The sequence below is a fragment of the Streptomyces sp. NPDC053426 genome (genome assembly GCF_055585405.1).
Genome location: NZ_JBVJKE010000008.1, coordinates 203,710 through 218,758, shown reverse-complemented (window position 1 = coordinate 218,758; position 15,049 = coordinate 203,710). Strand labels below are relative to the sequence as shown.

11 protein-coding genes are annotated in these 15,049 nt (G+C 72.5%); 4 read left to right on the top strand and 7 right to left on the bottom strand.

Going from position 1 to position 15,049, the window contains the following annotated elements; translation table 11 throughout:
* The first annotated feature begins 7 nt into the window (after positions 1 to 7).
* Positions 8 to 1,333 carry a glutamate-1-semialdehyde 2,1-aminomutase gene (locus ACZ62B_RS18620; protein ID WP_469691142.1) on the top strand — a complete coding sequence of 442 codons (1,326 nt, stop codon included), beginning with the start codon at positions 8 to 10 and terminating at the stop codon, positions 1,331 to 1,333.
* Positions 1,334 to 1,335: 2 nt separating this feature from the next.
* Here ACZ62B_RS18620 and ACZ62B_RS18615 read toward each other — a convergent pair whose 3' ends face one another.
* The 3 genes from ACZ62B_RS18615 to ACZ62B_RS18605 all read right to left on the bottom strand — a co-directional run bounded on the left by ACZ62B_RS18615 (position 1,336) and on the right by ACZ62B_RS18605 (position 5,147).
* Positions 1,336 to 2,010, bottom strand: a complete 675-nt coding sequence (locus tag ACZ62B_RS18615; RefSeq protein WP_344566332.1) for a phosphatase PAP2 family protein — start codon at positions 2,008 to 2,010, stop codon at positions 1,336 to 1,338.
* Between the two features lie 184 nt (positions 2,011 to 2,194).
* The gene (gene pntB, locus ACZ62B_RS18610) at positions 2,195 to 3,586 is read right to left on the bottom strand and encodes a Re/Si-specific NAD(P)(+) transhydrogenase subunit beta (protein ID WP_344566334.1); all 1,392 of its coding nucleotides are present in this window, start codon (positions 3,584 to 3,586) and stop codon (positions 2,195 to 2,197) included.
* Positions 3,587 to 3,593: 7 nt separating this feature from the next.
* Complete coding sequence (locus ACZ62B_RS18605; protein ID WP_344566336.1) at positions 3,594 to 5,147, bottom strand: Re/Si-specific NAD(P)(+) transhydrogenase subunit alpha; 1,554 nt, start codon at positions 5,145 to 5,147, stop codon at positions 3,594 to 3,596.
* A 341-nt stretch (positions 5,148 to 5,488) separates the two neighbouring features.
* Here ACZ62B_RS18605 and ACZ62B_RS18600 point away from each other — a divergent pair, with 341 nt between their 5' ends.
* Together ACZ62B_RS18600 and ACZ62B_RS18595 are read left to right on the top strand one after the other, a co-directional pair.
* Positions 5,489 to 6,343: a helix-turn-helix domain-containing protein gene (locus ACZ62B_RS18600; RefSeq protein ID WP_468886665.1), complete on the top strand. Its 855-nt coding sequence runs from the start codon at positions 5,489 to 5,491 to the stop codon at positions 6,341 to 6,343.
* Complete coding sequence (locus ACZ62B_RS18595) at positions 6,340 to 6,528, top strand: DUF397 domain-containing protein (protein WP_468886666.1); 189 nt, start codon at positions 6,340 to 6,342, stop codon at positions 6,526 to 6,528. The genes ACZ62B_RS18600 and ACZ62B_RS18595 overlap by 4 nt, the downstream gene beginning before the upstream one ends.
* A gap of 48 nt (positions 6,529 to 6,576) precedes the next feature.
* Here the strand turns inward: ACZ62B_RS18595 and ACZ62B_RS18590 are convergent, their stop codons facing one another.
* The 4 genes from ACZ62B_RS18590 to ACZ62B_RS18575 all read right to left on the bottom strand — a co-directional run bounded on the left by ACZ62B_RS18590 (position 6,577) and on the right by ACZ62B_RS18575 (position 11,607).
* Positions 6,577 to 8,352, bottom strand: coding sequence for a peptidoglycan recognition protein family protein (locus tag ACZ62B_RS18590; protein WP_469691138.1), 1,776 nt, complete (start codon positions 8,350 to 8,352; stop codon positions 6,577 to 6,579).
* A gap of 38 nt (positions 8,353 to 8,390) precedes the next feature.
* A complete protein-coding gene (locus ACZ62B_RS18585) occupies positions 8,391 to 10,238 on the bottom strand; it encodes a PhoX family protein (RefSeq protein ID WP_469691136.1) in 1,848 nt (615 codons plus the stop codon).
* A gap of 397 nt (positions 10,239 to 10,635) precedes the next feature.
* Complete coding sequence (locus tag ACZ62B_RS18580) at positions 10,636 to 11,022, bottom strand: hypothetical protein (RefSeq protein ID WP_469691134.1); 387 nt, start codon at positions 11,020 to 11,022, stop codon at positions 10,636 to 10,638.
* Between the two features lie 102 nt (positions 11,023 to 11,124).
* Positions 11,125 to 11,607, bottom strand: a complete 483-nt coding sequence (locus tag ACZ62B_RS18575; RefSeq protein ID WP_344569331.1) for a hypothetical protein — start codon at positions 11,605 to 11,607, stop codon at positions 11,125 to 11,127.
* Between the two features lie 174 nt (positions 11,608 to 11,781).
* Here ACZ62B_RS18575 and ACZ62B_RS18570 point away from each other — a divergent pair, with 174 nt between their 5' ends.
* Positions 11,782 to 14,775 carry an AfsR/SARP family transcriptional regulator gene (locus ACZ62B_RS18570; protein WP_344569329.1) on the top strand — a complete coding sequence of 998 codons (2,994 nt, stop codon included), beginning with the start codon at positions 11,782 to 11,784 and terminating at the stop codon, positions 14,773 to 14,775.
* The last annotated feature ends 274 nt before the right edge of the window (positions 14,776 to 15,049 follow it).

The window sequence follows — 15,049 nt, the reverse complement described above, 5'->3', positions numbered from 1 at the left end:
GATCGCCGTGGACACCGAAGAGTTCGCACTGCCCCGCTCACGGGCGCTCAACGAACGGCTGCACGCCCTGGTCCCCGGCGGCGCGCACACCTACGCCAAGGGCGACGACCAGTACCCCGAGAACCTGGCCCCGGTCATCAGCCACGGCCGCGGCGCCCATGTGTGGGACGTCGACGGCAACCGCTACGTCGAGTACGGCTCCGGCCTGCGGTCGGTCAGTCTCGGTCACGCCCACCCGCGCGTGACCGAGGCGGTGCGGCGGGAACTCGACCGCGGCAGCAACTTCGTACGGCCGTCCGTCCTGGAGGCCGAGGCCGCGGAACGCTTCCTGGCCACGGTGCCGACCGCCGAGATGGTGAAGTTCGCGAAGAACGGCTCCGACGCCACCACCGCCGCGGTGCGCCTCGCCCGCGCCGCCACCGGGCGCCCGCGGGTGGCCGTCTGCGCCGACCACCCGTTCTTCTCCGTCGACGACTGGTTCATCGGCACCACGCCGATGTCGGCCGGCATCCCGGCGGCGACCACCGAACTCACCGTGGCGTTCCCCTACGGCGACCTGGCCGCCACGGAGGAACTGCTCACCCGGTACCGGGACGAGATCGCCTGCCTGATCCTCGAACCCGCCGGCCACACCGAGCCGCCGCCCGGATACCTCGCCGGCCTCCGCGAACTGGCCGACCGGCACGGCTGCGTGCTGGTCTTCGACGAGATGATCACCGGCTTCCGCTGGTCCGAGGCGGGCGCCCAGGGCCTGTACGGCGTCGTCCCCGACCTCTCCACGTTCGGCAAGGCGCTGGGCAACGGGTTCGCCGTCTCGGCGCTGGCCGGGCGGCGCGAGCTGATGGAGCGGGGCGGGCTGCGCCACTCCGACGAGCGGGTGTTCCTGCTGTCCACCACGCACGGCGCGGAAACGCACGCGCTCGCCGCCGCGATGGCCGTGCAGACCGTCTACACCGAGGAGGGCGTCACCGCGCGGCTGCACGCCCTCGGCGAGAAGCTGGCCGCCGGTGTCCGCGAGGCCGCGGCCGGCATGGGCGTCGGCGACCACGTCGTCGTCCGGGGCCGGGCCAGCAACCTGGTCTTCGCCACCCTCGACGAGCAGCGCCGGCCCTCTCAGGAGTACCGCACGCTGTTCCTGCGCCGGCTCCTCGCGGGCGGGGTGCTGGCCCCGTCGTTCGTGGTGAGCGGCGCGCTCGACGACGCCGACATCGAGCACACCGTCGACGTGGTGGCCCAGGCGTGCGCGGTGTACCGGAAGGCGCTGGACGCCGGTGACCCCACCCCCTGGCTGGGCGGACGACCGGTGAAGCCGGTGTTCCGCCGCCTGGCGTGACGTCAGCGGCGCTCCGGCCGACCGGCGTCGGCCACCCGGTCGACCAGCCACGCGGCCGCCGGTGTCACCGCCAGCGCGGTGCACCAGCCGCCGAGGGCGTCGGTCGGGTAGTGCGCGCCCAGGGCGACCTGCGCCCAGCCCATGGCGGCACCGGCGGCCGGCGCCGCGGTGAGCACGAGTGACGTGCCGGCCGTCCCGCCGAGGCCGCGCCGGCCGGTCACGAGCAGCGCCACCACGAGGACGAACGCGGTGAGGAAGGCGGTGTGCCCGCTCGGGTAGGACAGGTTGTCGTCGCCGTGGATGGTGCGCCCCACCAGGGGCTTGAGCAGCTTCGTCACCCCCACGGCCAGGCCGGTCGCGACCACGACGAGCACCGCCGCGCGAGACCACCGGACCAGCAGACAGCCCGTCACGGCGGCCCCGACCAGCACCGCCGCTCCCACCGGCTCCCCCAGGAAGTCCGTGGCCAGGGCGATGTGCCGCCACGGCGGCCCCGCACCGTCCACCACCGATTGGATCCGCGCGTCCACCGCGCCGGGCCCGCCGTCACCGGCGTACAGGACCCCGAGTACGACGACGATCAGCGCGGCGAGGGCCGCGACCGGCCCGAGCGAAGCGCTCGACGCCGACGGCAGCACCGCGCGCGCCGGCCTCTCATCCGACCGGTGGGTGACCACGCGTCAGCCTCCCCACGAACGAGCCCCCCGTCGTGTCCGACCCGGCCCACGCGGGAGCCGTCGGTCCGTCACTCTCCGCTCGCCACCCTAACCGACGGGGCGTCACCGGCGGTCCCGAAGCCCGGGGCCGGCAGGGCGGGGCGCCGGTGCGGTCCGTCACCGCGCCGGCGGCCCGCCGTCCCTCTCAGACCGGCACCCGCGACAGCGCGCCCACGATCTCGTCGACGCGGGTCTTGGCATCGCCGAAGAGCATCTGGGAGTTCTCCCGGAAGAACAGCGGGTTCTGCACGCCGGCGTAGCCGGCGGCCATCGACCGCTTGAAGACCACCACGTTCCCCGCCTCCCACACCCGCAGCACCGGCATCCCCGCGATCGGCGAGTCCGGGTCCTCGGCCGCCGACGGGTTGACGGTGTCGTTGGCGCCGATGACCAGCACGACGTCCGTACCGGCGAGTTCGTCGTTGATCTCGTCCATCTCCAGGACGATGTCGTACGGCACCTTCGCCTCGGCCAGCAGGACGTTCATGTGTCCGGGCAGCCGCCCGGCGACCGGGTGGATGGCGAAGCGCACGTCGACGCCCTTCTCGCGCAGCAGCCGGGTCATCTCCGCGACCGGGTACTGCGCCTGCGCCACCGCCATGCCGTAACCGGGGGTGATGACGACGGACGAGGCGGACAGGAGGAGTTCCGCGGTGTCCTCCGCGGAGATCTCACGGTGCTCGCCGTGCTCCTGGTCACCCGACGGGCCCGTCTCCAGCCCGAAGCCGCCCGCGATGACGGAGACGAAGGAGCGGTTCATCGCCTTGCACATGATGTACGAGAGATACGCGCCGGAGGAGCCGACCAGCGCGCCCGTGACGATCAGGAGGTCGTTGCCCAGCAGGAATCCCGAAGCGGCGGCCGCCCAGCCGGAGTAACTGTTGAGCATGGAGACGACCACGGGCATGTCGCCGCCGCCGATGGAGGCGACCAGGTGCCAGCCGAGGGCCAGCGCCAGCGCGGTGACCGCTGTCAGCAGCCCGAGTGACGGCGTGATGACGTAGAGCACCGTGAGGATCACGAAGCCGGCCAGGGCCCCGATGTTGACGGCGTTCCTGCCCGGCAGCATCAGCGGCGCGGACTTCATCCGTGCCGAGAGCTTCAGGAAGGCGACGACGGAGCCGGTGAAGGTGACCGCGCCGATGAAGACACCGATGAAGACCTCGGCGTGGTGGATGCCGTCGGCGTGCGAACCCCCCTCCAGATGACCGTTCCAGCCGATCAGCACCGCGGCGAGACCGACGAAGGAGTGCAGCAGCGCGATCAGTTCGGGCATGCCGGTCATCTGCACGCGCCTCGCGCACCAGAGTCCGACGACCGCGCCGGCCGCGACCGCGGACCCGAGGACGACGAGAGAGGTGAGTGAACCGGCGTCGGTGACCCGCAGGACCGTGGCCGCGAGCGCGAGGGTCATGCCCGCGACGCCGTAGGTCCAGCCCTGGGACGCGGTTTCGTGCCGGGAGAGCCCGGCGAGCGACAGGATGAACAGGAGGGCGGCGACCAGGTACGCCGCGCCGGAGACCGAGAGGACGTCCATGGTCACCTCACGCCTTCCGGAACATCGAGAGCATGCGGCGGGTGACGGCGAAGCCTCCGAAGATGTTGATCGAGGCGAGCAGCGTGGCGACGCCGGCCAGCACCAGCACCACGTTGTCGGTGCCGGTCAGCTGGAGCAGCGCCCCCACCACGACGATTCCCGAGATGGCGTTGGTGACCGACATCAGCGGCGTGTGCAGCGCGTGGTGCACGTGCCCGATGACGTAGAAGCCGACCACGACCGCCAGTGTCAGCACGGTGAAGTGCTGGGTGATCTCCGAGGGGGCGAAGGCGTTGAGGAGGAACAGCGCCAGCGAACCGGTGCCGACGAGGGCCGCTTTGGCAGCGGTCGCGGAGAGCTTCTTCTTCTCCGCCCCTGCCGCCTTCCCTTCCGTCTTCCCCGGCTCCTTCGCCTCGGTGTCCGCGGCGGGGGCTGCGGACACCTGCACCGGGGGTGGCGGCCAGAGCACGTCGCCCTGGTGGACCACGGTCAGCCCGCGCTGCACGGCGTCCTCGAGGTCGACGACGATCCGCCCGTCCTTGGCGGGGGTCACCAGCTTCATCAGGTTGACCAGGTTGGTGCCGTACAGCTGTGACGACTGCGCCGGCAGCCGCGCGGGCAGGTCGGTGTAGCCGATGATCGTCACACCGTTGCCGGTCGTGACGACCTGGTCCTCGACCGTTCCCTCGACGTTCCCGCCCTGGGCGGCCGCCATGTCGACGACGACGCTGCCGGGCTTCATGGAGGCGATGTCGGCGGCCGTGATCAGCCTCGGCGCCGGACGCCCGGGGATCAGGGCCGTGGTGATGATGATGTCCACGTCCGCGGCCTGCTCGGAGTAGATCTCGGCGGCCCGCCGGTCGTACGCCTCGGAGGTCGCCCGCGCGTACCCGTCGGCCGACTGCTCCACCTCGACGTCCACCGGCAGGTACGCGCCGCCGAGCGACTTCACCTGGTCGGCGACCTCCGGCCGTGGATCGGTGGCACGGACGACGGCGCCCAGGGAGGCGGCCGCGCCGATCGCCGCCAGACCCGCCACGCCGGCGCCGGCGACGAGCACCTTGGCCGGGGGCACCTTGCCCGCCGCGGTCACCTGACCGGTGAAGAACCGGCCGAAGTGGTGCGCCGCCTCGATCACCGCACGGTACCCCGCGATATTGGCCTGGCTGGAGAGGATGTCCAGCGACTGGGCCCGGGAGATGCGCGGGACGGCGTCCATCGCGAAGGCGTCGACCTTGTGCGCGGCCAACGCCGTGAGCAGGCTGCCGTTGGCCGCCGGCGCGAGCGGGGCGACCAGCGTCGCGCCCTCCTTGAGCCGCTCCACCTCCACGAGTTCGGGGGCGTTCACCCGGAAGACCAGGTCGGCACGCCACGCCTCCTCGGCGGTGCCGATCGCGGCACCGGCCCGGGTGTACGCCTCGTCGGTGATGTTCGAGCCCGCCCCCGCCCCGGACTCGATCACCACGTCGTAGCCCAGTCCGGTCAGTTGCCTGACGGTCGCGGGCGTGGCCGCGACCCTGGTCTCCCCGGGTCTTGTCTCCCGGGTCACTCCAATCAGCATGCTCGGCTCTTTCGTCTCGTGGTCAGCCATGACGGTCTGCGAGGACGCGATGGTCCGAAGTGCCCCGGCCGCTCGTTCCGGGAAGGGCCCCGGCTTCCGGCTCCGCGGCGGTACCCGGCGATCGATCAGCGGCCGTGGCAGTACGGTAGGTCCACTTCTCTCCGCAGTCGACGTGGCGGCGGCATGAAGCACGTCGCACCGCACCGATCGCGCCGACGGCGCTCCGCGTACGCAGAGTCAGCGTACGCACACATTCCGTGGACGGTACGCCTCGCTCCGGGTGACGATGGAGCCCAGTCAGAAGCGGTACGGCGTGGCACGTGCGCGGGAGGTGGCCGACGGTGGCCCACGAGAACACGGACGGCGGGGCGGGCGCGGGGAGTTGCGGTGAACCCGGGGCCTCGGACAGCATGCGCACCTTCGGCGCGTTCGTCCAGGCCTTACGGGAACACGCGGGCCTCAGCCGGGAGGAGTTCGCCGCTCTGGTCCACTTCTCGAAGCACACGGTGGCCTCGGTGGAGCTGGGCCGCCGGATGCCCGACCGGGGCTTCGTGGAGCGGGCGGAGGAGGCGACCGGCAACACCGGCGCGCTGCGCAGGGCCGCGCCGCATCTGTCGCGGCAGGTGGGGCTGGCGAGTTGGTTCCGGCAGTGGGCGCGCCTCGAGACGCAGTCGGTGACGCTGTGGACCTACGACTGCCGGGTGGTTCCCGGCCTGTTGCAGACGGAACGCTACGCACGGGCGGTGACGGAGAGCGTCCCGCCGGTGAAGGACGAGGACCAGGTGGCCCAGCAGGTCACGGCCCGTCTGGAGCGTCAGCGACTGTTCGACCGCAGGCCGGCGATCACGTTCAGCTTCATCGTCGAGCAGGCACTGCTGGAGCGCGGCACCGGAGGCCCGGACGTGACGCGGGAGTTGCTCGACAGCCTTCTGGAGAGGTCGTCGCAGTTCAACGTCGAGCTGCAGATCATGCCGCGCCACCAGCCGGACCACGCGGGTTTCGACGGCCCGTTGATGCTCCTGGAGTCCCCGGACAACAAGTGGTTCGGCTACGCGGAGGGCCAGCGCGGCGGGATGCTGATCACGGCCCCGAAAGAGGTCAGCATCATGCTCCAGCGGTATGCGAGACTGCGCTCACAGGCTCTCACCTCCGACGACTCCAGGAGCCTGCTGAAGCGACTGCGAGGAGCGCTATGAGCAGCATCGACGAACGGGCTTGGTTCAAGAGCAGCTACAGCGGTTCCGACGGCGACGCCTGCGTCGAGGTGGCGCGGGACACGCGGGCGGTCCACGTCCGGGACTCCAAGGACCGGCGCGGCCCCGAACTCGCCCTCTCCCCCACCGCGTGGACCGACTTCATCGGCTACGCCGCCCAGCACTGACCCTGTCACACAGCGCCCCGTGCCGGACGGGTCCGGCGTGGGGCACTGTCACAGCTTGCCGAGGTTCAGGGCTTTCTGGAGGGCCCGGACCGTCGCGGGTCCCCACAGGCCGTCGGCCTCCAGCCCGGCCTTCGTCATCTTGTTGAGGTGCCGCTGCAGGGCACTGACCGAGGCCGGTCCCATGTCACCGTCGACGGTGAGTCCGGCGGAACCCCAGTTGTTCAAGTGCTGCTGGAGGGCACGGACGGAAGCAGGTCCCCACTGGCCGTCCGCCGTGGCGCCGATGGCGCGCTGAGTGGCCGCGACGGTCGCCGGACCGAAGACGCCGTCGACGTCGAGGCGGGCCCCCTCGCCCAGGTAGGCGTGGTAGGCGGCCTCCGTGTCCGGGCCCCACAGCCCGTCGGCGGTGACACCGACCTTCTGCTGCAGCCAGCGCACCCCCGCGTCCGTCTTCGGCCCCCAGATACCGTCCTCCTCCAGCGCCGGGGAGTGACCGAGGTCGTTGACCGCGCGCTGCTGGGCGGCCACCGACCGCACCGACGTCATCCCGCCGCCACCCGACCCGCCGCCGGTGTCTCCCGTGGCGGTCCGGTACGCGGCCTCCGTGTCCGGGCCCCACAGCCCGTCGGCGGTGACACCGACCTTCTGCTGCAGCCAGCGCACCCCCGCGTCCGTCTTCGGCCCCCAGATACCGTCCTCCTCCAGCGCCGGGGAGTGACCGAGGTCGTTGACCGCGCGCTGCTGGGCGGCCACCGACCGCACCGACGTCATCCCCCCACCGCCCGACCCGCCGCCGGTGCCGTCGGCGACGGGAACGTCGTCGCCGGCCATGCCGCCCTGTACCCAGGCGCGCAGTGAGGATCCCGGGCACGGGGTCGCCTGGCCGGACAGGCCCCCGTGCCAGGTCTTGGCCAGGGTTTTGTCCGTCAGCTTGTTGGCGTGCAGGTAGAGCGCGCGGATGGCCCGCAGGGCGTCGGGGGTGGCCTCGCCGTCGCGTCCGATGAAGCACGCTCCGATGTGCGTGACGTTGTGGCCGGTGGCGTGGGCGCCCTGCACGTACCAGCCGCGTCCCTCGTAGACGCGGCCGGCCCTGTCGACGAGGAAGTTGTAGCCGATGTCGTCCCAGCCGTTGGAATCCATGTGGTAGTTCTGGATCTGCCGCGGCGTCTGGGTGGGTGGCCCGGCGGAGTAGTGGACCGTGAAGCCGGTCCTGGCGCTCGGCTCCACACGGGAAACCGCCCGGGCGGGACGCGCGCCCCATTGGACGCGGGGAACGATGTCGATCGGAGGAGGGAGCGGCGACGGCGCCGAACTACCGGGGTCGAGCGAGCCGTCGTTGACATAGCGGTAGAGCCGTCCAGGACACTCGGTGGTGGCCACGTCCATGTGTCCTGCGATGCCGAGGCCCGCCTTCTCGTACCATCTGACGTGCGCGATGATCTCGCGAATGCCCTGAAGCATCTCCGATGAGGGTTCGTCGCCCACCTCGATCATCCCCATGACGGCGAACCAGTTCTGGTTGGCTCCCGTCGTCTCCACGCCGTTGGCGGCCGAGCGTATTTTCCCGCCCCGGCCCTCGAAGACCCAGCCGTGGGTGCACACCAGGTAGTTGTAGGCGATGTCGTTCCACACCCTGCGCTCTATGTGGTCGAGCTGGATCACCCGCACCTGCTCGTAGCACCCCTGGTGGTCCTGATAGGGATAACCGCTGCCCGGCCCCTTGTGGTGGACGATGACACCGCCGTTCCAGGGGGTCCAGGGCTCATCGGTGTGCTGTCTGGGTGCCCGGGCGTTCCAGGCCGAACGCGGGACGATGTAGACCATTGCTGCTCCTCCGCTGCGGAAACCCGGTCGTGCCGGTCTCAGGACGTCGTGACGCGGCCGCCGTCGCGCCGCCGGAGGGCGACGGTGGCCGAGCGCGGCCGCCCGGACGGGTCGTGGTCGGGCCAGTTGCCGACGGCTCTCGGGTCGTCGGGGGTCGGCGCGCCCCACCCCGGGGTGCGCTCTCCGGGGTGCTGGACGTTGACGAACAGGGTCCGGCCGTCCGGAGTGCCCGCGACGCCGGTGAGTTCGGCACCGTACGGCCCGGTGGCCACCCGGGTCACCTCGCCGGTCGCCGGGTCGGCGAGCAGCAGCGCGTTGTTGCCCAGCGCCGTGCGGTCCTCCCCGGTGTGGCCGGTGGTGATCCACAGCCGTCCGCCACGGTCGAAGCACAGGCCCTTGGGCGAGCCGAACGCGGTGGACGAGGAGCCGGCCACCCGGTGGGGCGTGTACCCGCCCCATGCGAAGAAGCTCCATCTGAACGTGCCGGACCGCGCGTCGTCCCCGGTCTCCCGCCAGCGCAGGATGTGCCCGCACCGGTTGCCCGCCCACGGGCTGGCCGGGCGTGGGCCCGGCGGATCCGGCGTGCAGCCCGCCGCGACGGCCCCGGCTCCGGTGCCGTTGGCCAGGGCGATGTAGCGGTGCCCGGTCCGGGGGTGGACGGCGGTCTGCTGGGGCCGGTCCAGCGGGGTGGCCCGCAGGGCGTCGGCGGCCTGCCGGGCGCGCAGCAGTACGTCGGCCTGGTCGCGCCAGCCGTTCCGGGCTGTCAGCGGACCGTCGCCGTGGACGAGTGGAAGCCAGCGGCCGAAGCCGTCGTCCCCGAAGCGCGCCACGTACAGCGTTCCGTGGTCCAGCGGGCTGTGTCCCCGGCCGAGCAGGCTCCGCCAGGCGGCGGCGCCGACGAACTTGTACAGGTAGCCGCCGTCCTCGTCGTCTCCGCTGTAGACGACGGCCCTTCCGCGCGACTCGGTGACGGTGGCGCCGGTGTGTCTGAACCGGCCGAGAGCCGTTCGCTTGACCGGTGGCGCCGCGGGGTCCATCGGGTCGATCTCGGCGACCCAGCCGCACCGGTTCGCCTCGCCGGGATGGGCCGCCAGGTCGAACCGTTCGTCCGCCCGGTGCCATTGGTGGCCGTGGCCGAAGGCGTTCAAGCCGTAGCGTCGCTGGGCCTCGTCGGGCGCCCAGCCGGGGTGGTCGGTGCCGAAGAAGCGGTGGAAGTTCTCCTCACCCACCAGGTGGGTTCCCCACGGCGTCGTTCCGCCGAAGCCGGCCGCCAGAACGCCGCGCGGCGGGTGCGGGGTCCGCAGCCGCGGATGGCCGGCGGTGACCGGCCCGGAGAACACGACGGGGGTGGCACCGGTCACCCGCCGGTTGTGGCGCGACAGGACCGTGCGCCAGCCGTCGCCGGTGCGCCGGACCTCGACGACGGTGACGCCCACCGCCGCGAGTGCCTTGGCGTGGCCCGAGGGCGTGGTGCTCGTGCGGCCGCCGTCCGCGAAGAGCAGCGTCTCGTCCGGGTACTCATGGCCGATCACCAGCAGTCCCCGCTCGGCGCGGCGGCCGACGGGGGTGAGCGGCCGGTACTGCAGTCCGCTGTGGTGCGTGCCGGTCTGCCGCGCCTGCTGCTCCGCTCCGGCGGAGGCCGTGCCGTCCCAGTCGGGCACACCGCTCTCCAGCGGGCTGCCCCACGGGGCCAGCACATCGGCGGTGTGGGGGCGGCCGGTCCCGAAGGTGTCGGTCGTGCCCACCGGGACCGGCGTGTCCCGCAGCGGCCGTGCCGCCGCCGGGGTCGCGGTGGTGTACAGGGCCACCGCCGACACGACGGCGCCGGCGACGACGCCGCGGCGGCTCGGTTCGGACAGGGGCTGTGGACCGGGTCGTGCGGGCATGGGGTCACCTCGTGATCGGCGGACGGCCCGCCCGAGGGCGGGCCGTCCGGGAGCTTCGCCGAGGCCGGACGGGGAGGGTGCGGTCACCGCTCCGCCGTACGGTCCGGCCGTGGGGAACCGCGGGGCCGGAGCCACCGGGACAGCGGGCGGACGGCCGCCGGGGCAGGGACGGGGCGACCCGGCGGGCGTCGGTGGCGCGGCGGGGCGTTCGCGCGCCCGACCGGGATCCCACGGCCACCGTCAGGATCACCAGGACAGTCGGCTGGAACGGTTCCGCCCGTCTGTCCGCGGCGTTTCGTCGGTCCTAGCCGGAGAAGCCAGTGGTGTCGTACAACAGGTTGCAGCGGCCCAGGCTGGTCAGGGGCGCGGTGGTGCCCAGGCACACATAGGCGCCGGCTTAGTCGACATAGCCGGACCACGCCCACGAGGTGGCCCCGGAGGTGCTGACCGTGTCCGTGGCACGCAGGCTCTGACGGTAAGAGCTCTCATCCTGGTACCGGTAGACCACCCACAGCCGGGCGGCCACGCCGTCGCCGTTGACCAGGTCCTTGACCCAGTTCTGTCCCGTGTTGGTCTCGAAGTAGCCGGAGGTGTCGTCGTAGCAGAAGCTGGCCCGCCCGGACGCGCCGTTCGCGCCCGAGGAGTTCTGCACGTAGTCGACCTCGTCGTAGCAGATCGTCCTGGCGCTGGCCTGTGGTGCCGTCAGCATCAGAGAAGCGCCGGCCATCAGCACTGCGGCGGACGCCGCCACGCTCGTCCGCCGGCGTATCGCGAGTTTCCTCATCGGTTTCTCCCTCTGGTCAACGGTTTCCGCTGTCGTACCGCTGTGCCGGGCGCCCTCCCCCACGGCGCCCGACGTCCTCTCCTCGCCGCCCTCCACGCCCGGTCAAGTCCGCACGACGGTCCACTCGGAACAGGTCTCCGGGGATATCACGTTGGACGGGTACGACCCGGAGCAGGCCCTGAAGTGGAGCGTCCTCCGCAGTACGCCCGGCTGGTCCTCCGGGAAGGACTTGTTCATGTGAAGCCAACCGGCCGCCTCTCCGGACGTGTTCCAGATCGTCCCCTCGCGCGCGGGGTACGCGAGGCTCACGGCGTCGTCGTAGAAGTCCCACTGGACGACGACGGGAAGGCCGTCGGCCCAGGTGTCCCTGATCCTGAACCACTCGCCCAGCGGAGCGAAGCACGCCTGGGCGTTCGCGCTCCCGTACGTGCAGGTCCACGAGACGGATCCGCTCGGGCCGGTGGGGTCGGTCGCCCGTTGTTTTCCGTCGGCGGCGTGTGCCGTGCCGGAACTCATCAGTGCCAGGAGTCCGGCGGCGGCGACGGCCAGAACCTTGGAGCGGTGTGGTGCTCCTCGATCACGCATGCTCTCCTCAGCCTCCCATTCGGTACGGGCCCGCTTCCCTGTCCCGGGACGTGCTGTTCACGGTGCCGGGGCCGCCGTCGGCAAACCTTCGGAAAAGCTTGAATCCGCCTGGAACCGCAGGTCGGTGGCGTCCAGAGTGGGGCGTAGGGACAGGCGGGGGACGCAGGGGGTGTGATGGCCACGTGTTTCGGGATCCTGGGGACCATCGAGGTGTGGCGGGACGGGGTCGCGGTCGATGTGGGGCATGGGATGCAGCGGCGCGTGCTGGGGGCGTTGCTCGTCGACGCGGGCCGGGCGGTGTCGGCCGACGCGCTGGTGGACCGGGTGTGGGGGGACGCCGAACCGGCGTACGGTCGCCGGAAGTTGTACGGGTACATCTCCCGGCTGCGGCACGCACTCGCGGCCGACGGCACAGCCCTCACACGGGAGCGGGGCGGCGGCTACCGGCTGGCGGTCGAGCCCTCGGCGGTGGACGCGCACCGCTTCCGCGATCTGTCGGGACGGGCCCGGAAGGCGGGCGGTGACGAACAGGCGGAGGCGCTGTGGCGGGAGGCCCTGGCGCTGTGGCGGGGCAGCGCGTTCGCCGGGGTGGACACCCCCTGGTTCAACGCGCGGCGCCACCTCCTCGACGGCGAGCGGCTGGCCGCCCAGCTGGAACTGGCCGATGTGCGGCTGCGCCTGGCGCAGCACGAGGGGATGGTGGGCGAACTGGCCGCCCGGGCCGAGGAGCATCCGCTCGACGAACGGGTGACCGGGCAACTGATCCTGGCCCTGTACCGGTGCGGACGGCAGGCCGAGGCGCTGGGGGTGTACGAGCGCGCCCGGCGGCGACTCGCCGACGAGCTGGGCGTCGACCCCGGCCCGGCGTTGCGGCGGCTGTACCAACGGATCCTCACCGGTGCGGCGGAGCCGGTCGCGCCCCGCTCCGCCGCACCGGCCGACAAGAGCGGCACGGCGGTGAACCCGCCGATGGCACGCCAGCTCGTCCCCCGGCTCCTCCCGGCGGACCAGTCGCTCTTCGTCGGCCGGGAGGAGGAGGTGGACGAGGCCCGCCGGCTGCTCGGGGAGGAGCGGCCCGGTCCGGTGACGCTGCTGATCACCGGACCCGCCGGAGTGGGCAAGACCGCCTTGGCCGTACGCACGGGGCACCTGCTCGCCTCCCGCTTCCCGGACGGTCAACTCCATGCGGACCTACGGGGTTTCGACGACGAGCCGGCCGAGCCCTTCACGGTCCTCGGCACCTTCCTCCGCGCGCTCGGCGTCCCCGGCGGTACCGTGCCCGCGGAGCTGACCGGCCGCGTCCATCTCTACCGCACCCTGCTGGCGGGACGACGGACGCTCGTCGTCCTGGACAACGCCGCCAGTGCCCGGCAGGTGAGTGACCTCCTGCCCAGCGGCGTGCGCTGCGCCACCGTCATCACCAGCCGGACCACCCTGGCGGAACTGGCCGGCCGCCGGCTCCCCCTGGGCGTCCTGGACCCCGCCACGGGGCTCGACCTGCTGCGCGGGATGCTGGGCCGGGACCGGACGGACGCGGAGTCCGGATCGGCCCGCTCCATCGTGGAAACCTGCGGCGGCCTTCCCCTGGCGGTATGGGTCGCCGGCGCGCGGCTGGCCGCCCGGCCGCACTGGACCCTGGCCAAGGTGGCGCGCGCCCTCACCGACGAGCAGCGCAAGCTCGACGAGCTGGCCGTCGGCCACATCGCCGTACGGGCCAGCCTCGAACTGACCTACCAGCAGATGGCCGCGGCGACGCGGCACGCCCTGCGCATGATCGCCCTGCTGCCCGGAACGGGCTTCGCCGCCTGGGCGTTGGCCGCGCTGCTGGACGCGGACCTGTCCGAGGCGGAGGCGGTCCTCGACGACCTGGTCGAGGTACACCTGGTGCAGGTCGGTTCGGCGAACACCACCGGAATCCGTTACCAACTGCACGACCTGGTGATGCTGTTCGCCAGGGAACGCGCGGAGCGGGACGTCCCGGAACGGGAGCGCGCGGCCGCGCTCACCCGGTTGCTCGGGGCGAGCCTGCACCTCGCCGACCTCGCCGCGGACACCCTCAAGGTCGACTTCCAGGGCATCCCCCAGCGGGACCTGGCCTCCTGGCGGCTGACCGAGGCCGAGGCCGGTCATCTGCTCACCGATCCGCTGGCCTGGTTCAACGACGAACGCCAGTTCCTCATCGACGTGGCGGAGCAGGCGCTGGACGGGGCGGAGGGCGTCGCACCCGCCGCCGGGCTGGCCACCGCCCTCACGGCCCTCTTCCAGGTCGGCAGCCACTTCGACGACTGGGAGAGGCTCCAGAACCGGGCGCTCAAGGCGGCCCTGAGCAGCGGCGACCGGCACAGCGCCGCGAAGGTCCACCGTTGCCTCGGCGAACTCACCACCATCCTCGACCGCTATCCGGAAGCACTGGACCACTTCGAGCAGGCCCTGCTGCACTCCGAGGGCCAGGGACCCGCGTACCGGGCCGGTGCCACGGCCGGACTGGCCTATGTGCACCGGCTCCTCGGCCAGTACTCCTCCGCCGTGCTCCACTTCGAAGAGGCCGCCGAACTCGCCGAATCGGCAGGCAACGTCAACTGTCTCGTCTACGCGACCAACGGCCTCGGCGTCATCGACCTCGAGCAGGGGCGTGTCGAGGCCGCCGTCACACGGTTCACGGAGTGCCTGCGGGTCAGCCGGGCCGCGGGCTACCGGCCGGGGGAGGCCCAGGCCTTGCGATGTCTGGGCCAGAGCCACCGCGCGCTCGGCGCCTACCCGGCCGCCGCCGACGCCTACCGGCAGGCCGTCACGATCAGTGAGGAGCTCGGCGACCGCCTCAGCGCCACACACGCCACCTGCTGGCTCGGGGACGTCCTGGTCCGGCACGGCGCGCATCGGGAAGGGCGCCGCCTGCTGGCCCGGAGCCTGTGGACCTACAGGGAGTTCGGCAACCTCTGGGGCGAGGCGGCGACTCTGTACGCGCTCGCCGAGGCCCAGCTCGCGGTGGGCCGTCCGGCACCCGCCCGCAGACGCGCCGAAGCCGCCGTCAGGCTCTGGAGGCAGATCGGCTCCAGCAGATGGCTGGCCACCGGCCTCGACACCCTGGCCGAGGCACACACCCTGGCCGGCGACCACACGGCCGCGGCTCTCACCCGCGCCGAGGCCGAGAAGGTCCGGACGGCTTGAACACGCGTCCGCAGGAGGACGCGCCCGGCCGGCTGTCGGCCTGGCCGACAGCCGGTTTCGCATCGGCCCGAGCCGCGGGGCCGCCGAGCGGGTGATCCGGTCCGAGGACACCCACGAGCACAGGGCACCTCCCCCGCTCGGGGGCGTACCACGGGACTCGCTGCCCGGCGGGACGGGACGGGGCCCGCCTGTCGTCGGCGTGCAGGGAGCCGGGAAGGGCCAGGGCCCGGGCGGAGGGGCTGCCCGACCCGCTCGGCTCCCAGGCGCGACCTGA